Below are 19,714 nucleotides of genomic sequence, written 5' to 3'. Positions count from 1 at the left end.
TCCACAGCGCAGCCGTAATCTCTTTGCGATGTCTCATGCCTCTATCGTGGACATAGCCAGGCTTAGATTCAAGGGGGTTTTGTTAGCGGCTCTTATTACCCTCTCCATCTAACTATTCTTCTATTAATAAGAATACCGATGGCTAAGGCTGGATATTTATTTTTCAACTGAGCGCGCCTAGCGGCGCGCTGGAACGGGACGGGTGCGGCCGCTGCCGTCGATAGCGACAAAGACGAAGGCCGCCTCGGTAACCTTGCTCCACTCATCTGTCAGAGGATCATCACTCCATACCTCGACCATCATGCGAATCGAGCTACGGCCGATTTCCAGGGCGCGGGTATAAAAGGTGAGTTGGGCGCCTACCGGAACGGGTACCAGAAACGCCATGCGATCGATAGCCACTGTAGCAACGCGACCCTGCGCGATTCGGCTGGCCATAGAGGTACCAGCAAGGTCCATTTGAGAGACGAGCCAGCCGCCAAAGATGTCGCCGAACCCGTTGGTTTCACGCGGAAGGGCTGTGATCTGCATAGCGAGATCACCTTGAGGAATCGGATCTTCTTGTTCGAGTTCTTCTATCATGCGCAGGGCGCCTCGGGAGCCCGTGTTCCTGTCGGATGCTGAAAGATAAAGACTGAAAAAAACATGGCCAAAAGTGCTAGGCCATAAGTTTATTGACGCCAGTATATCGAGGCTACCGGTTCGGTACGATAAAGAGTTGACATTTTAAATAAAAACGCCAAATGGCTTTGGAACAGTCGTTTCAATTTGTTATTGTGAGATTCTGCTCACGATAAGTCCGACTAGACCTTGCCGTGGCTGTACAGGTGATGGTTTGCGTTAAACCGGTTTGGCCTTGCTCTAGACGCTGTTCACAAGATGGCGCAATGGATGCGTTTTAAGGCCCCATGCTTACACAGCGGTTCATTTCCTGGTTCTCGCTCTTCTTTATAGATGTCTCGTTTCCGCCTCCAAGCGGACTCACGCTCCCCCTGCTTAACTAGGGGAACGTTCACCGGTACAGCTCGAACCTGTGTGCGGGTAAACCCTGCCTATCCAGATTCCATGGTCCAGCGCGAACGTGTGCCTATAATTCTAACGAGACTTGAGCCATGAGACCGCAATCTACAACCGATCTACTTGCTTCACGCCCATTAGGGCGCAGTGACTACAAAACGTTATCTCTCTCTGCCTTGGGCGGTGCGCTCGAATTTTACGACTTCGTGATTTTCGTGTTTTTTGCTGCCGTAGTTGGAAAGCTGTTCTTTCCTGCTGAAATGCCCGAGTGGCTGCGGCAAATCCAAACCTTTGGCATTTTTGCAGCCGGTTATCTGGCGCGTCCGCTGGGTGGGGTGATCATGGCCCACTTTGGCGACTTGCTGGGCCGCAAGAAAATGTTCACCTTGAGTATTTTCATGATGGCGCTGCCTACGCTGGGCATGGGTTTGATGCCCACCTATGCGCAGATTGGTATCGCGGCGCCGCTTTTGCTCTTGCTGCTACGTATCATTCAAGGTGCGGCGATTGGCGGTGAAGTACCAGGTGCCTGGGTGTTTGTATCTGAGCATGTGCCAAATCGTCATGTAGGGTATGCCTGCGGCACGCTGACGGCAGGTCTGACCTTTGGCATATTGCTGGGCTCGCTGATGGCAACGCTGATCAATACTGTATTCACACCTGCAGAAGTGCATGATTATGCGTGGCGCTTTCCTTTCTTGATCGGTGGCGTGTTTGGTCTGTTCTCCGTCTATCTTCGTCGCTGGTTGCATGAAACGCCCGTGTTTGCCGAGATGCAGTTGCGCAAGTCGCTGGCAGAAGAAGTTCCGCTCAAGGCTGTGCTGCGTGATCACTTGGGCTCGGTCATCCTGTCCATGCTGCTAACCTGGATGCTGACAGCGGGTATTGTGGTGGTCATTCTCATGACGCCTACATTGTTGCAAACACAATATGGCTACGATGCGGCTACAGCGCTCAGGGCCAACAGCCTGGCGATTTTACTTCTGACCATTGGCTGCATCGTTTCAGGCTCGCTGTCTGACCGCTTCGGCAGTGGCCGTATATTTGTTATCGGTGGAGCGATTCTGGGCGTTGCAACCTGGACCATGTATGCCAGCCTGAAGACACATCCGGAATGGTTGTTCCCGCTATACGCTTTAGCCGGTCTTTCCGTGGGTGTGATTGGCGGAGTGCCTCGCGTCATGGTGCTGGCGTTTCCGCCGGTGGTTCGTTTTTCGGGACTGTCATTTTCGTACAACCTGGCCTATGCCATCTTTGGCGGGCTGACGCCTATGGTGGTTACGCTCATGCTTAAACAGCACCCGTTAGGCCCGGCTTACTATGTTGCCGGCCTCGCTATCCTGGGCATGTTAGTCGGCTTCTATCTGTTGGCACAGGAGCGTCGTGCTGAACCGGCGCTGGCTTGATGTCGGCACTGCGCTATTTAGTAGGCTACAGCGTTCAAGACTTCCGGTGAGGATGGCCCTTGCTTGTTAGGCCTGATGAGCTACAGCTTTAAGCGGCTTGTAATGTCTTGTAAAAAGCCCTCGTAAGAGGGCTTTTTGCTGTCATGCATTCGTCACACAACTTTCATAGAGTGGTCACGCCGCCTTACGATACTGGCCGGCGCCAACCTACTCGTCCTGTTTCAAGGAGCAAGGCATGAAAGTTAAAAGTCTGATGGCAGCGCTGACGTTTGCCGCCGCTGGCGTCGGCACAACGGCTGCCGTCGCTGCCATCGACCCGGCTCTTCCGGAATACCAGAAAGCCAGCGGTGTGTCTGGCAACTTGTCCAGTGTTGGCTCTGACACGCTGGCCAACCTGATGACGCTATGGGCCGAGACCTACAAGCGCAACTACCCGAACGTTAACATCCAGATCCAGGCTGCCGGCTCTTCTACCGCACCGCCTGCTCTGACTGAGGGCACATCGAACCTGGGTCCGATGAGCCGCAAGATGAAGGACTCTGAAATCCAGGCGTTCGAACAGAAGTACGGTTATAAGCCGACAGCGGTTCCGGTGGCTGTAGACGCCCTGGCCGTATTTGTACACAAGGACAACCCGATCAAGGGGCTAACCATGGAGCAGGTGGATGCGATCTTCTCTTCCACGCGCCTGTGTGGTGGCAAGCAAGACATCAAAACCTGGGGTGACGTAGGCATGACCGGCGACTGGGCTAACAAGCCAATTCAGTTGTTCGGCCGTAACTCGGTATCCGGTACTTACGGTTACTTCAAGGAAGAAGCTCTGTGTAAGGGTGACTTCAAGCCGAACGTGAACGAGCAGCCAGGCTCGGCCTCGGTGGTTCAGTCCATCAGCCAGTCGCTTAATGGTATTGGTTACTCGGGCATCGGTTACAAGACGTCTAGCGTCCGTACCGTACCGCTAGCTAAGAAAGGCACGACTGAGTTTATCGAAGATACTGAGCAGAACACACTAAACGGCAGCTACCCGCTGTCCCGCTTCCTCTATATCTATGTCAACAAGGCACCAAACAAGCCGCTGAATCCGTTGGAAGGTGAATTCCTGAAGATGATCCTGTCCAAAGCTGGTCAGGAAGCGGTGGTAAAGGACGGTTACATTCCGGTTCCTGCCAAGGTCGCTGAAAAAGTGCGGAAGGATCTAGGCTTCTAAAAGCCTGGGTACCGCTTCCCCCCGACCCGCCTGTGTTTTGCACAGGCGGGTCTTGTCGTGTCTTATCACTGTCATCTGTTTGTCATAACTCGCGATTAGTCTCTGCGCGACGAATGACCAGGCTCGTATTTTATGACCGAAACCCGCTCTCCCGCCCGGATCGATTTTGACTCGCCGACGTTGCGCCGCAAGCGCCGCTGGCGGGCCAAGATGGACCGCTTCACCCGTTGGTATGTCCTGGTTGGCGGTCTTACCGTCCTGGTGGCGATCACGCTGATTTTCTTCTATCTGGCTTATGTGGTGCTGCCTTTATTCAAGGGAGCAAGCATTTCAGCTGAAGAGCCGCAGTCGCCTGCGTGGATGCAGCAAGCTGGTATGCCGCTTGCGCTGAGCCTGGAAGAGCAAAATGAAGTCGGCATGCAGATTTCGGCTGCTGGTGAAATGATCTTCTTTAATGCTGCAGACGGCTCCGAACTAAGCCGTCAGGCACTGCCGATCCCGACTGGTGCCCAGATAGTAACCGTGGCGCAGGATCTGGTTCGCCCCTTCGTGGCGCTGGGACTGTCTAATGGTCAGGCTCTCGTGGTGCGCCATAGTTATGCTTCGGTTTACCCTGAAGGCAAGCGGGTTATCGTTCCTCGGGTCGATTACCCCTACGGTGAGGCGCCGATCACGGTCGATCCTCAGGGGCGCGCGCTGGAGCATTTGAGCCTGACGGCTGACGATGAGCAACTGACTCTGGCAGCCTCTAATGCTTCAGAGCTGCAAGTCTTCAAGCTGACCCTCGAAGAGAACATGCTGACCGGCGAAACCACGCTGGAGTCGCAGCGCATCGATCTGCCGCGTTTGGCCCAGACAGTACAGGCGCTATATCTCGATCCACGCGGGCAGTGGCTGTATGTCATAAACGGGCGTGTCTCGGCGGATGTCTTCGACCTCCGTGACCGTACGCTGAATGGGCATTACAAGCTGATCGACGATGCGAGCAATCAGGTCACAGCCAGCGCTCAGCTGCTGGGAGGCATTTCGCTACTTATTGGTGACGCCAAGGGCGGCATCAACCAGTGGTTCATGGCGCGGGGCAATGATGGCGAGCCGCAGCTTCAGCGTGTACGTGGTTTCAAATTAGGCGATGCGCCAATTACGCAGATCGTGGCGGAGCAGCGCCGCAAAGGTTTTATCGCGCTGGATAATAAAGGCAATCTCGGTGTGTTCCACAGCACGGCGCACCGCACTCTGCTGGTCGACAAGATAGCCGAAGGCAGCGGGTTGCTAACTCTATCGCCGCGCGCCAACCATGTTCTGTTGGCTCATGAAGGTCAACTGCAGGGCTTCGAACTGAACAACCCGCATCCGGAAATATCCTGGTCGGCGCTGTGGGGCAAGGTTTGGTATGAGAGCTATGACAAGCCTTCTTATGTATGGCAGTCCACCTCGGCCAGTAATGACTTCGAGCCCAAGCTGAGCTTGGCACCGTTGACCTTTGGTACGCTCAAGGCGGCTTTCTACGCTATGTTGCTGGCCGCGCCGCTGGCGATTGCTGCGGCCGTCTATACGGCATATTTCATGGCGCCGCGCATGCGCCGCAAGGTCAAGCCCGTCATTGAGTTGATGGAAGCGCTGCCTACAGTCATCCTGGGTTTCTTTGCCGGTCTGTTCCTGGCTCCTTATGTAGAAGGCCATCTGCCGGGTATTTTCAGCCTACTTCTGCTGACCCCGATCGGTATTATCCTGACGGGCTTTATCTGGTCTCGTCTGCCCGAGTCGATCCGCTTCCGGATGCCGGAGGGCTGGGAGAGCCTGCTGCTGATTCCCGTCGTGCTGCTCACCGGCTGGTTCGCACTTAGCATGAGCCCCTATCTGGAAACCTGGTTCTTTGGCGGTGACATGCGTCTGTGGATCAGCCATGACCTGGGAATCACCTATGACCAACGTAATGCGCTGGTTGTAGGCTTGGCGATGGGCTTCGCGGTGATCCCAAACATCTTCTCGATTGCCGAAGACGCCATTTTCAGTGTGCCGCGCAGCCTGACTTATGGCTCGCTGGCCTTGGGCGCCACGCCCTGGCAAACCTTGACCCGTGTAGTGATCCTGACTGCCAGCCCGGGTATCTTCTCGGCGCTGATGATTGGTATGGGGCGGGCCGTGGGTGAAACCATGATCGTGCTGATGGCAACGGGTAATACGCCAGTAATGGACTGGAATATCTTCCAAGGCATGCGGACCCTGGCTGCTAACGTGGCCGTGGAAATGCCGGAGTCGGAAGTAGGCGGGACCCATTACCGCGTATTGTTCCTGGCGGCGCTGGTGTTGCTGTCCTTTACCTTCGTGATGAACACGTTGGCTGAGATCATTCGCCATCGTCTACGCAAGAAATACGCCTCGTTGTAAGTGTCGCCCAGGCGACGGATGACCCTCTCCGCAGGGAGAGGGCCTTGGATCTGGATAGGTAAGCAAGCCGTGAAACAGGGTTCCCTGAAACAGTGGTTCAAGAGCGGTGCCCCAGGCATCTGGATGAGTGGGGGTGCGGTTGCCATTGCGGTGATCATGACCCTGGGTCTGATCTCGGTCATCGCCGTGCGTGGCCTGGCTCACTTCTGGCCAGCCGATGTTATCGAGGCGCGTTATGCCGTTCCAGGCGAGGCGCCGCGGACGATTATGGGCGAGGTTGTACAGGCCGAGGAGGTACCGCTGGAGCGCCTGAAAGGCGCAGGATTGCCGGTGCCGGAAGACGGCCCGAAATTCATGACCCGTGAACTGATCAAGCTGGGTAACCGTGAGCTGAACGGAAGTGACTTCGCCTGGGTTGTCGGGGACTGGCTACAGGACCAAAAGAAGCCTACCGATGTAATTGCCCTTGAGCGGCGCGAGTGGGGCAACTTCTATGGCTATCTGATAAACGTCAAGGAGGACGGTAAGATCGTGGCCGAAGGTGAGGCGGCTATCCCCACCTTGCGTGAGCGCCTGGATCGTATCAGCGAGCTGGCCGATCAGATCGGCCAGCTCGAGAAAGTGGACATTGGCGGCATCAACTATGGACTTGAGCGTTTGCGTCTTCGCGAGCGCGGCCTGGAGTTGGATAATGCTTTGGATGCTACTGCGCAAGCCGACCTGGCTGCTGAGCGCAGCGAGCTGGAGGCGCGTTATCGTACGTTCGAAGATCAATTGGTCTCGCTGCGTCAGGATTTCGATCGTGACAGCCTGACGCTACGTGACGCGACGGGCCGTGAGACCGAAGTGCGTCTGGCCAATGTAGTCCATGCCTATCAGCCCAACGCCATGAGTACACTGCAAAAGCTGGGCTTCTACTTTGCCAAGCTGTGGGAGTTTCTGTCGACCGACCCGCGTGAAGCCAACACCGAGGGCGGGGTGTTCCCGGCCATTTTCGGTACGGTCATGATGACGCTGATCATGGCGGTAATCGTGACGCCGTTTGGTGTGATTGCTGCTATTTACTTGCGCGAGTATGCCAAGCAGGGCCCGTTGACGCGCCTGATCCGGATTGCTGTAAATAACCTGGCTGGTGTTCCGGCCATCGTATATGGCGTATTCGGCCTGGGCTTTTTCGTCTATGTATTGGGCGGTTCTATCGATCAGCTGTTTTTCCGTGAGTCCCTGCCATCGCCTACCTTTGGTACGCCCGGTCTGCTATGGGCCTCGCTGACTCTGGCTATTCTGGCCGTTCCTGTCGTGATCGTGGCGACTGAAGAAGGTTTGGCCCGGATTCCGCGCAGCGTGCGGGAGGGTTCATTGGCCCTGGGTGCTACCAAGGCCGAAACCTTGTGGAAAGTCGTTCTGCCTATGGCCAGCCCGGCGATGATGACCGGTCTGATTCTGGCAGTAGCTCGGGCCGCTGGGGAGGTAGCTCCGCTGATGCTGGTAGGGGTGGTTAAGCTGGCGCCTACTCTACCGGTGAACTTGAATTACCCGTACTTGCATTTGGATCAGAAGATCATGCACCTGGGCTTCCATATCTTCGATGTGGGCTTCCAGAGCCCGAACGTCGAAGCCGCTCGGCCGCTGGTCTACGCCACCGCGTTGCTTCTAGTTCTGATCATCGCCGGGCTGAACCTGTCGGCCGTAGCGATCCGTAACCGCCTGCGTGAAAAGTACAAGGCGCTCGACAGTTAACGAATACAGGCGCTGCGTACTACGCAGCGCTATCACGGGCCATGAGGCCCATGGGAGTCATCCATGCAGCAAGAAACCCAAAAGCCGGCCGTCAGTATGGGCGCGCTGGGCCGTGAGCGGCAGAATCTAGACCTGTCCAAGGAGCCTGTGGCCATTGAAGTACCGGGCCTTAACCTCTTCTATGGTCAGAAGCAGGCCTTGTTCGATGTAAAACTGAACATTCCCAAGCAGCGTGTCACGGCGTTTATCGGCCCGTCCGGTTGCGGTAAGTCCACGCTGTTGCGCAGTTTCAACCGCATGAACGATCTGGTTGATGGTTGCCGGATCGAGGGCGAGATTCGCCTGGACGGTCAGAATATTTTTGCCAAAGGCACCGAGGTGGCTGAGCTTCGCCGTCGAGTTGGCATGGTGTTTCAAAAGCCCAACCCGTTCCCCAAGAGCATTTATGAGAATGTGGTTTACGGCCTGCGTATCCAAGGCATCAACAAGAAGCGCACTCTGGATGAGGCAGTCGAGTGGGCGCTCAAAGGTGCGGCGCTATGGGATGAAGTAAAGGACCGTCTGCATGAATCGGCGCTCGGTCTATCGGGCGGTCAGCAGCAGCGTCTGGTCATTGCCCGCACCATTGCCGTGCAGCCAGAAGTCTTGCTGCTGGACGAGCCTAGCTCGGCGCTCGACCCGATTTCGTCCCTGAAGATCGAAGAGCTGATCTATGAGCTCAAGTCGCGCTATACCATTGTTATCGTGACGCATAACATGCAGCAGGCGGCGCGCGTGTCCGACTACACGGCATTCATGTACCTGGGTAAGCTGATCGAATATGGCGATACTGATACCGTATTCACCAATCCGGCGAAAAAGCAGACCGAAGATTACATTACAGGCCGTTACGGTTAATGAAATCGTCACATTTTTCAGCCTAATTTCGGTATACCGCTAAATAAATCGGGCGACTTGACGATACAGAGGCAATCAAGACTTTTTAAGGAAGCCATGCCCTGTCGTTGAGTCGTTCGTCCCATGGAGTGTCGGCCCTCGTCTGCTCCAGCCCTAACAGGACACTAACGCCATGATCAGCAAAGAAAGCCTCAATCATCACATTTCCCAGCAGTTCAATGCCGAGCTCGAAGAAGTCCGTAGCCACCTGCTGGCCATGGGTGGGCTGGTTGAGAAGCAGGTTAGTGATGCAGTAAGTGCTCTGATCAATGCCGATTCCGGGCTGGCACAGCAGGTTCGTGAGATCGATGACCAGATCGACATGATGGAGCGCAACATTGATGAGGAATGTCTGCGCATCCTGGCGCGTCGTCAGCCGGCGGCGTCTGATCTGCGACTGATCATCAGCATCTCCAAGTCAGTGATCGATCTGGAGCGGATTGGGGATGAGTCATCCAAGATTGCCCGCCGGGCGATTGAGCTGTGTGAGGACGGTGAAGCGCCGCGTGGGTATGTCGAGGTACGCCATATTGGCGAGCAGGTGCGCAAGATGGTTCAGGAAGCCCTGGATGCTTTTGCGCGCTTCGATGCCGAATTGGCCTTATCAGTCGCTCAGTACGACAAGGTAGTTGATCGCGAATACAAGACAGCCATCCGCGAACTGGCGACTTACATGATGGAAGATCCGCGGGCGATCTCTCGCGTACTCAGTGTCATTTGGGCGCTGCGTTCGCTGGAGCGCATTGGCGACCATGCCCGTAACATCGCGGAGCTAGTGATTTATCTAGTTCGCGGTACCGATGTGCGTCATCTTGGGCTAGCCAAGATGGCAGAGGAAGTTAACAAACCGCGTAGTTGAGTCCAGGGTGCCCGGCGTGAAGGCAGCCATGGCCTCAGCTAAGCTTTAAGGTTTCGAGTAAGCTGGCTTACCGCTGTGGCACTTTTGCTTCGTGGGGCTGCGCTCGGGCTCCATGGAGTAGTCAATGAGTAAAGTATCCGTATTGATTGTGGATGATGCACCGTTCATCCGCGATCTAATCAAGAAAGGGTTGCGCAGTCAGTTCTCGGGTATCGAGATGGAAGAGGCAGCGGACGGACGCAAGGCTCAGGCCATTCTGTCGAAGCAATCATTTGACCTGATCCTGTGCGATTGGGAGATGCCTGAGATGTCGGGGCTGGATCTGCTGGTCTGGTGCCGTAGCCAGGAAGCACATGCGACAACCCCATTTATCATGGTTACCAGCCGGGGCGATAAGGAAAACGTGGTCCAGGCGATTCAGGCCGGCGTGTCTGATTACATTGGCAAGCCGTTTACCAGTGAGCAATTGACCAGCAAGGTTAGAAAGGCGGCGAGTCGCATCGGCAAGCTTGAAATGCTCGATCCGCGTGGTTATCAGCGAGGCGTTGCCTCGTTCGCCAATGACTCCGCCACTATGCTGGTGTCGGCTCAACGTACCGCCCAGACAGGCGGGACTACGCCAGATCGTCCCGCCAAGTCCAAGGGCAAGGCTACCTATGGGCAAGGACAGTTGCGTCTAGCTTCGACGACCATGGGATGTGTCATCAAGGCCTTGAGCCTCAAGGAAGCAGTATTAATCGTCAAACGCGGCGATCTACTGCCTCAGGTGCTGGATAACGCAGTGCTGGACCTTGAGCAGGGCGAAGGTGTCCAGGATGTCGCTCGCTTGAACGGTTACCTGCATTCCGTAGCGGCTGTGGAGCCCAAGCCTACCAGTGACTGGCTGCAGTTGTCCTTTCGCTTCGTCGATGAGGATCAGTCCAAACTGGACTACTTATCCCGGTTGATTGCCAAGGGTACGGCACAAAAGCACTACGTGCCTGGTGCCTGATACCTTCTCGCATGGGGCTCCGTGATCAGATCGTCCGACGAGCGAACCCTCGTCGAATGGCCGCCACGCTGCTAGGCTTGGCCGGTTCTGACTTAATGGAGCCCTGCCGCTACATGCTGAAACGTTTTTTCATGCTGTCCAGCCTGTGTGTTATGGCAGCTTCGGCATGGGCCGCCCCGATCTACAAGTTTACCGACGCTAATGGAGTCGTCACGTATACCGACAAGGTCACTAAGGGGGCCAAGGTCCTGGTATTTGAGGACGACACCAATGAACGGCTAGACCGTCAGGTACGTCTCAATACCCGCACGGTGGGTGGAGATACAGTCTTCGAGGCGCGAAATGATCTGCTGACGCCGGTACAGGTCGAGCTGCGTCTGGACCAGTTGCAGAACGTGGCCGGTATTAATGAGTCCGCCTCGGTTCGGCGGCTCCTGCCGCCTAACAGCGTGACGACCTTGATGCGGTTGAAAAAGGCATCGCCAGATCGACCACTGCGTTACAAACAGGTCTTCAACTATGCCATGGGTGACCCCAGCCGCGGTGCTCGGGATTATGCCTACCCACTGCCCTGGCTGGGCGGTCCGTTCCGTATCAGTCAGGGGGCTAATGGGGCATTCAGTCATAACACACCCAAGGGCCGCTACGCAGTGGACATTGCCATGCCGGAAGGCACGCCGATCATCGCCTCGCGTCCGGGCACGGTGGTCAAGGTCGAGAATAGCCAGCAGGCGGGGCGTAGCAGTAACCCGTCAGGTAATTTCGTTCGCGTACTGCATGACGATGGCACCATGAGCGTTTATTTGCACCTGATGCAAGGCTCGGTCAAGGTACGTGAAGGTCAGCGCGTCGTGACTGGTACACCGCTTGCATTGTCAGGCAATACTGGCCGCAGTACGGGGCCTCATCTGCACTTCGTTATTCAACGCAACACCGGGCTGGCACTAGAGTCAATTCCCTTCCGTTTCGCTCAGCCCGTCGACAATCTGCCTAATTTCGCCATTGGCGGTCGGTAGCGCTTGATTGTTTTGCGGTTTATCTCTCAAATTCGCCTTGAGCTACCCTGATACGGGACATCGCCAGGAAAGGCTGTTCCGCTGGATGCTCGGCTATCCATGGGTTACGGTCATGGCTGCATCAGGAAGCAGAGCCTCTTACGTGAAAAGACAACAACCTATCCGGTCGAGGAATGACTGATGCGTTCGTATGGGGTACTGCTGTTATGGCTGCTCTGGTTAAGCGGCGGATTCGGTACCACGGTCGTGGCCGAGCCGATTACAGAAACAAGATCAATTCGCCTGGATGACCAGGCGGGGCCGTCAATCACGGCAAACGAGGCTGTCTATTACCTGCCAGCCTCGGCTACGCTGGCGTTCGAGCAGGCCTCTGCGCCAGGGTTTAATGATCGTTGGCAAGCCTTGGGTGAGCGAACCATTAACCTCGGGCAGCAATCCATTGGTGCTTGGCTACGTTTCGAAGTCCACAACCCGCTGGCGCAGCCTCAGGAGCGCTGGCTGGTAATCGAACCTCCTACATTGGATCAGGTCGACGTGCGAGTACGTCATGCAGCGACATGGGGCCCTGTTTATTCTGCCGGAGATGCTCTGCCGTTCAGTGTTCGCCCCTTGCCGACACGTCAATTGGCCTACCCGATTACGATTGCTGCTGGTGAAACGGCTACCGTCTATCTTCGCCTGCGCTCACTCGAATTTATGGTGGTGCCGATGCGGCTGGAGACGCCAGCCTATTACAAGGCGCATGAGCATAAGATGCAGCTGCTGCTGTCATTGTTCTTCGGGGCGATGCTGGCTATGTTGGTATACAACGCCTGTCTGTACTTGTTCACACGTGACAGGAGTTACCTGTGGTATGTGGCTTACCTGTTCAGCGTGATTGGTTACGAACTAAGCCTAACCGGCCTGGGGCAACGCTATCTCTGGCCTGAATTCAGCGGATTTTCAGTGCGGGCCTACATGCTGTTCGTGTGCCTGAGTTTTCTCTTCGCTGCGCAGTTTGTACGCACCTTTCTCAGGCTGACCGCCTACCCAGGCTGGATGCTTTGGGCGAATAATCTCATACTGATTTACTGGGCGTTGGCGGCTGGCGTAACGCTCCTTGAGCCGGAGCTGCTGCGTTTTCTCTTCCCCGTATCCTTGGCTTTCCTCAGCAGCGTGCTTGGCTTTGCGACTACAGTTACACTCTGGCGAAAGGGTAGCTCCTCTGCCAAATACCTGACCCTAGCGTGGTCAGTGCTGACGGTCAGTACTCTGTTGCTGATCCTGGCGTTGGAAGGGTTTGTTCCCCACTCGCCACTGCTGCTAAATAGTCAGGTCATAGGGTTCACGCTGGAGTTCGTCCTGTTGTCCATTGCCTTGGTCGAGCGAATTAATCAAGAGCGTATCGGCCGGATTCAGGCGCAACGAGAGGCTTTGCTGGCCAGTGAGCGCTTGGCAGCGGAGCGTGAGGCGCATCTGCAGGCTCAGCAGGAAGCCCTCGAACAGCAACGGCAGGCCAATGAAGAATTGGAACGCCGCGTGCAGGAACGTACCCAGTCACTGATCAAGACTAATGAAGAATTGGCTGCCGCCAACGCAGAGTTAGTTCATATAAATGCCGTTGATCCACTCTGTGGCGTTCACAATCGCCGCCATTTCGAGACCTATTTCACTGAGGAAATCAATCGAGCCAAACGCAGTGGAACCCCTGTTGCACTGTTAATAATCGAGATTGATTTATTCAAGGAGATAAACGAAGCCTTTGGCCATCCTCTGGGTGACAAGTGCATCCAGGCGCTGGCCAGCCTCTTGAGCGAATACACAAAGCGTGCGGGTGACCTGACGGCCCGTCTGGAGGGCGCGACCTTTATCATGGTGCTGCCAGGCGCCGTTGCTGCAGAAGCCCACGCTCTGGCCGAGCGCATCTGCTACGAAACGAGCGATATGCGGATCGAGTACGGTAGCGCCACGGTAAGTTTTAGCGCCAGCATTGGCGTAGTCAGTTGGACTCCTGAGCGGGGAGACGACAGCTTCGGCTTCTTGCAGGCGGCCAGCAAGGCATTACGTCTCGCTCAGCAAGAGGGGCGTAACCGGGCCTGCCTGGGTGAGCGCTGAAACAAACAGGCCGGCGCAAGGCCGGCCTGTTGATGAGGCGAAAAGGATTACTCGTCTCGGCTGGCCAGCTTGATCACCTTGGCCAGGATGATCTTTGGCCCTTTCATTTTCTTGATGATGATGCGCAGGCCTTCAGTTTCCAGCACCTCGTCCTCTTCCGGGACACGCTTGAGGCTGTCATAGACAAGGCCGGCCAAAGTATCTGCTTCAACATGGTCAAGGTCGATATGCAGCAGGCGTTCGACCTTGAACAGTGGCGTATCGCCCCGAACCAGCAGCTTGCCCGGCTGATAAGCCAATACGCCGCGCTCGGCCTTGCGGTGCTCGTCCTGAATATCACCGACCAATACTTCAAGTACGTCTTCCATGGTCAGGAAGCCCACAACCTTGTGGTCCGCCTCCTCTACCAGCACGAAATGCGCACCGCCCTGTCTAAACTGCTCTAGCAGTTTAGACAAAGGCATCTGCTTGGTAACGCGCTCCAGCGGGTGAATCAGGTCTTCCAGCTCGAACGACTCGGCATGGCTATCCAGTCCGGCAATGGCCAGGAGCAGGTCCTTGATATGCAGAACGCCGGTGAATTCGTTCTTATCCTCGTCATAGACCGGGTACCGGCTGTACTTATGACGGCGAATAATGGTCAAGATCTCTTCCAGAGAGGCCGTGTGATCCAGGTAGATCAGGTCCTCACGGGAATTCGCCCAGTCGACGACTTCCAGCTCTTCAAGCTCTACCGCCGAGGCCAGCACGCGCATGCCCTCATCAGTCGGATCCAGCGCCCGACTAGAGTGCAGGATCAGCTTGAGTTCGTCGCGGCTGTAATGGTGCTCATGGTCGCCATTGGTGGCGCCTTGCCCCGCAATACGTAGGATGGCGTTGGCACTGGCGTTGAGCAACCAGATGGCGGGATACATCAGCCAGTAGAACAGATACAGCGGTACAGCCGTCCACAGGGAAAGCAGATCGGGCTTGCGAATGGCCCAGGACTTGGGTGCCAGTTCACCTACCACAATATGCAGATAAGAAATGATGAAGAATGCCGTGAAGAAGGCAACTCCATGCACAACCTCAGGCTTGTCGACACCCATCATCCGGAGCAGGGGCTCCAACAACTCGGCAAAAGCCGGTTCGCCGACCCAACCCAGGCCCAGCGAGGCAAGGGTGATACCTAGCTGGCAGGCGGACAGATAAGCATCGAGCTGACTGTGTACGGTACGCAAAATACGGCCACGCCAGCCATGCTGTTCGGCAAGGGCTTCTACGCGGGTAGCGCGCAGCTTGACCATGGCGAACTCGGCGGCAACAAAGAAGCCATTAAGTAACACCAGGAACAAAGCGAATAGAACGAGACCGAAGTCAGCGAGCAGAACGGAAGAATTGAGACTAGGAGAAGGGTCCATTAGGGGTTCAAGTTAATTAAGGTGCCCCTAGCATGGGGGTCTTAGAGGTCAGTTTCAAGTCACAGTCGTCAGAGCTGTTGTAACGAAATATCCTTATCATTTAGATGGGCAATCTGACTTGACTGGAAAACGCATGTAAAGACACTGCCCTGACCGGGTGTACTCTCGATTTCCAAGTGGCCATGGTGGCGGATCAGCACATGCTTGACGATGGCCAGTCCTAGCCCTGTGCCGCCTGTGCTAGAGGCGCGGCTGGCATCGACACGATAAAAACGCTCAGTCAGGCGGGGCAGGTGACGCGCTTCGATCCCCAAGCCACTGTCGCTCACGGATAGTTGAGCGCCACGCTCGTCCTGCCACCAGCGAATGCGGATCTGACCGCCATCAGGGGTATATTTCACGGCATTAAAGACTAGATTGGAAAAAGCACTGCGCAATTCCGGCTCGCTACCCTTGAGAGCCAGGGTGGAATCCGCTTCCAGGGTGATCTTGTGTCCTCGCTGGGCTGATAGCGCACGGGCATCCTGCTGGATGACATGGAGCATTGGGGCAATGGCGATTGGCTTGTTATCCGCCGGGTAGTCGGTAGCTTCCAACTTGGCCAGGAGTAGCAGATCATCGATTAGATGTTGCATGCGGTTGGCCTGTTGCTGCATCTGACCTAGTGCGCGTAGCCAACGCGGATTGGCATCCTGGTCAGCATTGTCCACCAATGTTTCCACATAACCGGCGATCACCGTCAGCGGCGTACGCAGTTCATGGGAAACGTTGGCAACGAAATCCTTGCGCATTTGCTCCAGCTGATGCAGGCGGGTCACATCTCGCACCAGGATCAATCGATCCCCCTCACCGAAGCGGGTGATCTGTACGTGAAGATACTGCCGGTCATTAAGCGGAGAGGTGAGTTCCAACGGGTCCTGATAGATGCCTCTGGAAAAATATTCGGAAAACCGCGGGTGACGAACCAGGTTGGCGATGGGCTGGCCATTGTCCTGAGGGCTACGCAGGCCCAGCAACCCTTCAGCGGCAGGGTTCCACCACTCGAGATTGCCATGACGATCCACCAAAACCACGCCATCGCGTAAAGCTGCGGTAGATGCCAGGGCCCGGTCGATTACGGCTTCCAGACCCTCGCGCTTTTGTCGCTCGCGGCGCTGGGCATAGTAGAGCGTATCGAAGAGCTCGCCCCAGAAGCCACTGGCTTCTGGTGGCTCTACGCCATCTTCAGCCTTGAGCAGCCATTGCTGCAGGCGAATCAGATGACGCACCAGCCAGAGTACGTAAATAAACAGGCCGATTGCCAGGAACGTGCTATAGGCCTCGGTCAGCCAGCCCAGCGGCAGGCAAATGAGCAACAAGAGCAGCGCATGGCGCACAAACAATGAACGCACATCCGTGTTCAAGGGAGGGTCCTGCTTATTTAGAGTTTGGTCGAGAAACGATAACCGGTTCCGCGCACCGTCTGCACGAGATTTTCGTAGGTTTCACCCAATGCCTTGCGCAGGCGGCGAATATGAACATCTACGGTGCGCTCTTCTACATAAACATTACCGCCCCAGACCTGATCAAGCAACTGGCCACGAGTGTAGGCGCGCTCCTGGTGGGTCATGAAGAACTGCAACAGGCGGTATTCGGTAGGGCCCATTTCAGCAGGAGATCCGTCGATCGTCACGCGATGGCTGATCGGGTCGAGGACCAGGCCATTTACTTCAATCGGGGTTTCGCTGTCATAGGTACCGGTGCGACGCAGTACAGCTTTGAGGCGCGCCACCAGCTCGCGAGGCGAAAACGGCTTGGTAATGTAGTCGTCCGCACCTACCTCTAGACCCTGGACTTTGTTGTCCTCGTCATCTTTGGCGGTGAGCATGATGATCGGAATCGCGTCGGTAAGCTCGTCGCGCTTTAGGCGGCGTGCCAGCTCCAGGCCGGAAGTACCCGGCAGCATCCAGTCGAGCAGGACCAGATCGGGCTTGCGATCGACGATCAGGGCATGAGCCTGTTGCGCGTTATCCGCCTCTAGACATTCATAACCCGCCATTTCGAGCGCGACCGCAATCATTTCACGAATAGGCGCTTCGTCATCGACGATAAGAATTGACTTGCCCGCCATTGCTTTCCTCGCTGTTCGGCACAGTGCTCGCGCATTAGATAACCTAATTGTTGCAGTCATGTGACAGATCGTCGAACATCTCATTCATCCCACATTATGGGATTATATTTCACATATTGAGATTGCTTTTTTAAAGGGCTAGAGTGAGCAGTATGTCTGATCAAAACAACAACGCGCCGGCTGGCGCTCAGGCACTGTTCCGGGGGTTGGCCGTCATTGAAGCCATTGCCCGTGGTGCCCGTACATTGGCAACTATTGGCGAAGCCATTGGCTGTACGCGCAGTACCACGCATCGCTTGGTAGCGGCCTTGGTACAGGCCGGTTACCTGCGTAGCTTGGATGGTCAATACATGCTTGGTGCCAAGCTCATCGAACTGGGTTTCAAAGCCCGTGATCAGCTGCCTTTAACTGAGTTGGCGCGCCCGCATCTGGAGCGCTTGGCTCAGCTTACGCAGGACACCGTTCACCTGGGTGTACGCGAGGGCGGCGATGTGCTCTATCTCGATAAATTACCCGGTGCACGAGGCCTTGAGATGCGCTCTCGGGTCGGTTTGCGGATGCCTCTGGCCCTGACCGGTGTTGGCAAGGCGCTGATGCTGGATCTGCCTGAGACGAAGTGGCAGGCACTCTACGAAGAAGGCTTGCAGCGACGTGCCGGACAACCGGGCCTGCGCGAGGAATTTACTCCCTGGCCGGATTACCTGGCGCAGCAGCGGGCCTATGTTGCTGGCGGGTATAGCTTTGATCTGGAAGAAAACGAACTGGGTATTCGCTGCGTGGCGGCACCGATACGTGATGCCAGTGGCACTATCGTGGCGGCCTTGAGTGTTGCCAGCGCCATTCCCTATATGCCTGAAGTACGTTTACGGGCGCTGTGCCCGGATGTCATCGCGTGCGCACGGGCCATTTCCCTTGATCTCGGATGGACAATCCCGGGTGGAGTCAATCATGAATGAAACGGCCACGCCACGCCTGATCGGCCTCGATTGGGGTACTTCGTCGCTACGCGCTTATCTTTTGGGTGAGAACGGGGAGGTACTTGATACCCGTTCGAAACCTTGGGGCATCCTGCATACGCCTGACGGAGATTTCTCCCAGGCATTTCGTGAGCTGGTCGGCGACTGGCGTGAGCAGTGGCCGTCTGTGCCTGCCGTTGCGGCCGGCATGATTGGAAGTCGGCAGGGCTGGCGTGAGGTTTCTTATGTAGAGTGCCCGGCGGATGTGGAAAGCCTGGCGAAAGGCTTGCTGACATTTGACAGTGGTTGCGGCGAGTTGAGCCTGATTCCAGGGGTGATGCAGCGCGGCGCACTACCCAATGTGCTACGCGGCGAGGAAACCCAGATTTTTGGGGCGCTCGACCTAGAGCCTGCTCTGGCTGAGCATGCTTTACTGGTCTTGCCCGGGACTCATAGCAAATGGGCGACGATCCGTAACCACCGGATCGACCATTTTTCCACCTACATGACCGGCGAGTTGTTTGCCGTCTTGCGTGAGCATTCGATTCTGGGGCAGCCAGCGCGGGAGGAGGGCAGCGAGCCGTCGGCCGAAGCCTTTCAGCGCGGCCTGATCAATGCCCGTGACAGCGGAGCGGAGGGAGTGATTGGGCGGTTATTTACTACGCGCAGCCTGTTCCTGGCAGGTGACCTGCCGGCACGCCACAGTCTGGATTACCTGTCGGGCCTGCTGATTGGCGAAGAGCTGCGCAGTGTTGTCGCCAACCTGAACGGTAGCGCCTGTCCACCACTGGTGTTGATTGGCGATCCGGCCTTGTGCCGTCGTTATCAGGACGCCTTGGCTTTCTTCGACATTACCGATGTACGCCTGCTTGAGCAGGCAACCCGTACTGGCCTGTGGCGCATTGCCCTCGCCGCCGGGCTGGTTGCAGCTGAATCCCCTTCCTCGGAGGACAACCGCCATGTTTGACGCCTGCATGAAAAAATTGCCCCTGATCGCCATCCTGCGTGGCATCACGCCTGATGAAATAGTGCCGGTCGGCAAAGCCTTGTACGAGGCTGGTTTTCGTCTGATCGAGGTTCCATTGAATTCGCCCGATCCTCTGGAAAGCATTCGTCTGCTGTCCGCCGAGTTGGGTGCCGACTGCCTGATCGGTGCCGGAACGGTGCTGACCGAGCGTCAGGTGGCGGATGTGGCCTTTGCCGGTGGCAAGCTGGTCGTGTCGCCCAATGCCAACCTGGCCGTGATCCGCGCGACCAAGGCGGCCGGACTCATCAGCGCACCGGGTGTTGCAACACCATCCGAAGGTTTTGCGGCACTGGAGGCAGGTGCGGACTCGCTCAAGCTGTTTCCGGCCGAGCAGCTCGGCCCTGCCGTGGTCAAGGCTTGGCGTGCGGTTTTCCCAAAGGAGACTGCCCTGCTGCCGGTGGGTGGTATCACGCCCGACAACATGGACGTGTACATCAAGGCCGGCGCCAATGGCTTCGGACTAGGCTCGGCTCTTTACACGCCGGGCATGAGCGTTAAGGACGTCAGTCGCAACGCACAGTCCTTTGCAAACAATTGGAAATGGCTCGCCAACCAGTAATGACC

The 19,714-nt window shown here is 56.3% G+C and carries 16 protein-coding genes; 12 read left to right on the top strand and 4 right to left on the bottom strand.

The window, feature by feature from the left end; genetic code table 11:
- Positions 1-177: 177 nt before the first annotated feature.
- The gene (locus tag IQ22_RS19550; protein WP_145145148.1) at positions 178-579 is read right to left on the bottom strand and encodes an acyl-CoA thioesterase; all 402 of its coding nucleotides are present in this window, start codon (positions 577-579) and stop codon (positions 178-180) included.
- Positions 580-1,112: 533 nt separating this feature from the next.
- Here IQ22_RS19550 and IQ22_RS19545 point away from each other — a divergent pair.
- The 9 genes from IQ22_RS19545 (at position 1,113) to IQ22_RS19505 (ending at position 13,657) form a co-directional block, all read left to right on the top strand.
- Positions 1,113-2,423, top strand: coding sequence for an MFS transporter (locus tag IQ22_RS19545; RefSeq protein ID WP_145145146.1), 1,311 nt, complete (start codon positions 1,113-1,115; stop codon positions 2,421-2,423).
- Positions 2,424-2,658: 235 nt separating this feature from the next.
- The gene (locus IQ22_RS19540; RefSeq protein WP_145145144.1) at positions 2,659-3,630 is read left to right on the top strand and encodes a PstS family phosphate ABC transporter substrate-binding protein; all 972 of its coding nucleotides are present in this window, start codon (positions 2,659-2,661) and stop codon (positions 3,628-3,630) included.
- A gap of 360 nt (positions 3,631-3,990) precedes the next feature.
- Positions 3,991-6,021, top strand: coding sequence for an ABC transporter permease subunit (locus IQ22_RS19535; protein WP_167654193.1), 2,031 nt, complete (start codon positions 3,991-3,993; stop codon positions 6,019-6,021).
- Positions 6,022-6,144: 123 nt separating this feature from the next.
- A complete protein-coding gene (gene pstA / locus IQ22_RS19530) occupies positions 6,145-7,761 on the top strand; it encodes a phosphate ABC transporter permease PstA (protein WP_425298884.1) in 1,617 nt (538 codons plus the stop codon).
- A 63-nt stretch (positions 7,762-7,824) separates the two neighbouring features.
- Complete coding sequence (gene pstB, locus IQ22_RS19525) at positions 7,825-8,658, top strand: phosphate ABC transporter ATP-binding protein PstB (protein WP_145145138.1); 834 nt, start codon at positions 7,825-7,827, stop codon at positions 8,656-8,658.
- 172 nt (positions 8,659-8,830) lie between these two features.
- Positions 8,831-9,556, top strand: a complete 726-nt coding sequence (gene phoU, locus IQ22_RS19520; RefSeq protein WP_145145136.1) for a phosphate signaling complex protein PhoU — start codon at positions 8,831-8,833, stop codon at positions 9,554-9,556.
- Positions 9,557-9,680: 124 nt separating this feature from the next.
- Entirely contained in the window at positions 9,681-10,547 is an 867-nt protein-coding gene (locus IQ22_RS19515; RefSeq protein WP_145145134.1) for a response regulator, read from the top strand.
- 113 nt (positions 10,548-10,660) lie between these two features.
- The gene (locus IQ22_RS19510; protein WP_145145132.1) at positions 10,661-11,563 is read left to right on the top strand and encodes a peptidoglycan DD-metalloendopeptidase family protein; all 903 of its coding nucleotides are present in this window, start codon (positions 10,661-10,663) and stop codon (positions 11,561-11,563) included.
- A 180-nt stretch (positions 11,564-11,743) separates the two neighbouring features.
- Positions 11,744-13,657: a sensor domain-containing diguanylate cyclase gene (locus IQ22_RS19505; protein WP_145145130.1), complete on the top strand. Its 1,914-nt coding sequence runs from the start codon at positions 11,744-11,746 to the stop codon at positions 13,655-13,657.
- 47 nt (positions 13,658-13,704) lie between these two features.
- Here the strand turns inward: IQ22_RS19505 and IQ22_RS19500 are convergent, their stop codons facing one another.
- The 3 genes from IQ22_RS19500 to phoB all read right to left on the bottom strand — a co-directional run bounded on the left by IQ22_RS19500 (position 13,705) and on the right by phoB (position 17,167).
- Positions 13,705-15,057 (bottom strand): hemolysin family protein, encoded by a 1,353-nt coding sequence (locus IQ22_RS19500; protein ID WP_145145128.1) that lies wholly within the window; start codon positions 15,055-15,057, stop codon positions 13,705-13,707.
- 68 nt (positions 15,058-15,125) lie between these two features.
- Positions 15,126-16,460: a phosphate regulon sensor histidine kinase PhoR gene (phoR, locus tag IQ22_RS19495; protein WP_145145126.1), complete on the bottom strand. Its 1,335-nt coding sequence runs from the start codon at positions 16,458-16,460 to the stop codon at positions 15,126-15,128.
- A gap of 17 nt (positions 16,461-16,477) precedes the next feature.
- Positions 16,478-17,167: a phosphate regulon transcriptional regulator PhoB gene (gene phoB / locus IQ22_RS19490; RefSeq protein ID WP_145145117.1), complete on the bottom strand. Its 690-nt coding sequence runs from the start codon at positions 17,165-17,167 to the stop codon at positions 16,478-16,480.
- 152 nt (positions 17,168-17,319) lie between these two features.
- Between phoB and IQ22_RS19485 the strand changes: the two genes are divergently transcribed.
- Genes IQ22_RS19485 through IQ22_RS19475 form a run of 3 tightly spaced genes read left to right on the top strand, consistent with a single transcriptional unit; the run spans position 17,320 to position 19,709 of the window.
- Positions 17,320-18,123 (top strand): IclR family transcriptional regulator, encoded by an 804-nt coding sequence (locus IQ22_RS19485; RefSeq protein WP_145145116.1) that lies wholly within the window; start codon positions 17,320-17,322, stop codon positions 18,121-18,123.
- Positions 18,116-19,090: a 2-dehydro-3-deoxygalactonokinase gene (locus IQ22_RS19480; RefSeq protein ID WP_145145114.1), complete on the top strand. Its 975-nt coding sequence runs from the start codon at positions 18,116-18,118 to the stop codon at positions 19,088-19,090. Before IQ22_RS19485 ends, IQ22_RS19480 begins: the two co-directional genes overlap by 8 nt.
- Complete coding sequence (locus tag IQ22_RS19475) at positions 19,083-19,709, top strand: 2-dehydro-3-deoxy-6-phosphogalactonate aldolase (protein WP_145145112.1); 627 nt, start codon at positions 19,083-19,085, stop codon at positions 19,707-19,709. Before IQ22_RS19480 ends, IQ22_RS19475 begins: the two co-directional genes overlap by 8 nt.
- Positions 19,710-19,714: the final 5 nt, after the last annotated feature.

It is taken from the genome of Pseudomonas duriflava (assembly GCF_007830155.1).
In the GTDB taxonomy this organism is placed as follows: domain Bacteria; phylum Pseudomonadota; class Gammaproteobacteria; order Pseudomonadales; family Pseudomonadaceae; genus Chryseomonas; species Chryseomonas duriflava.
The sequence above is the reverse complement of the archived record's forward strand: the minus strand, read 5'-3'. Positions and strand labels throughout refer to the sequence as shown.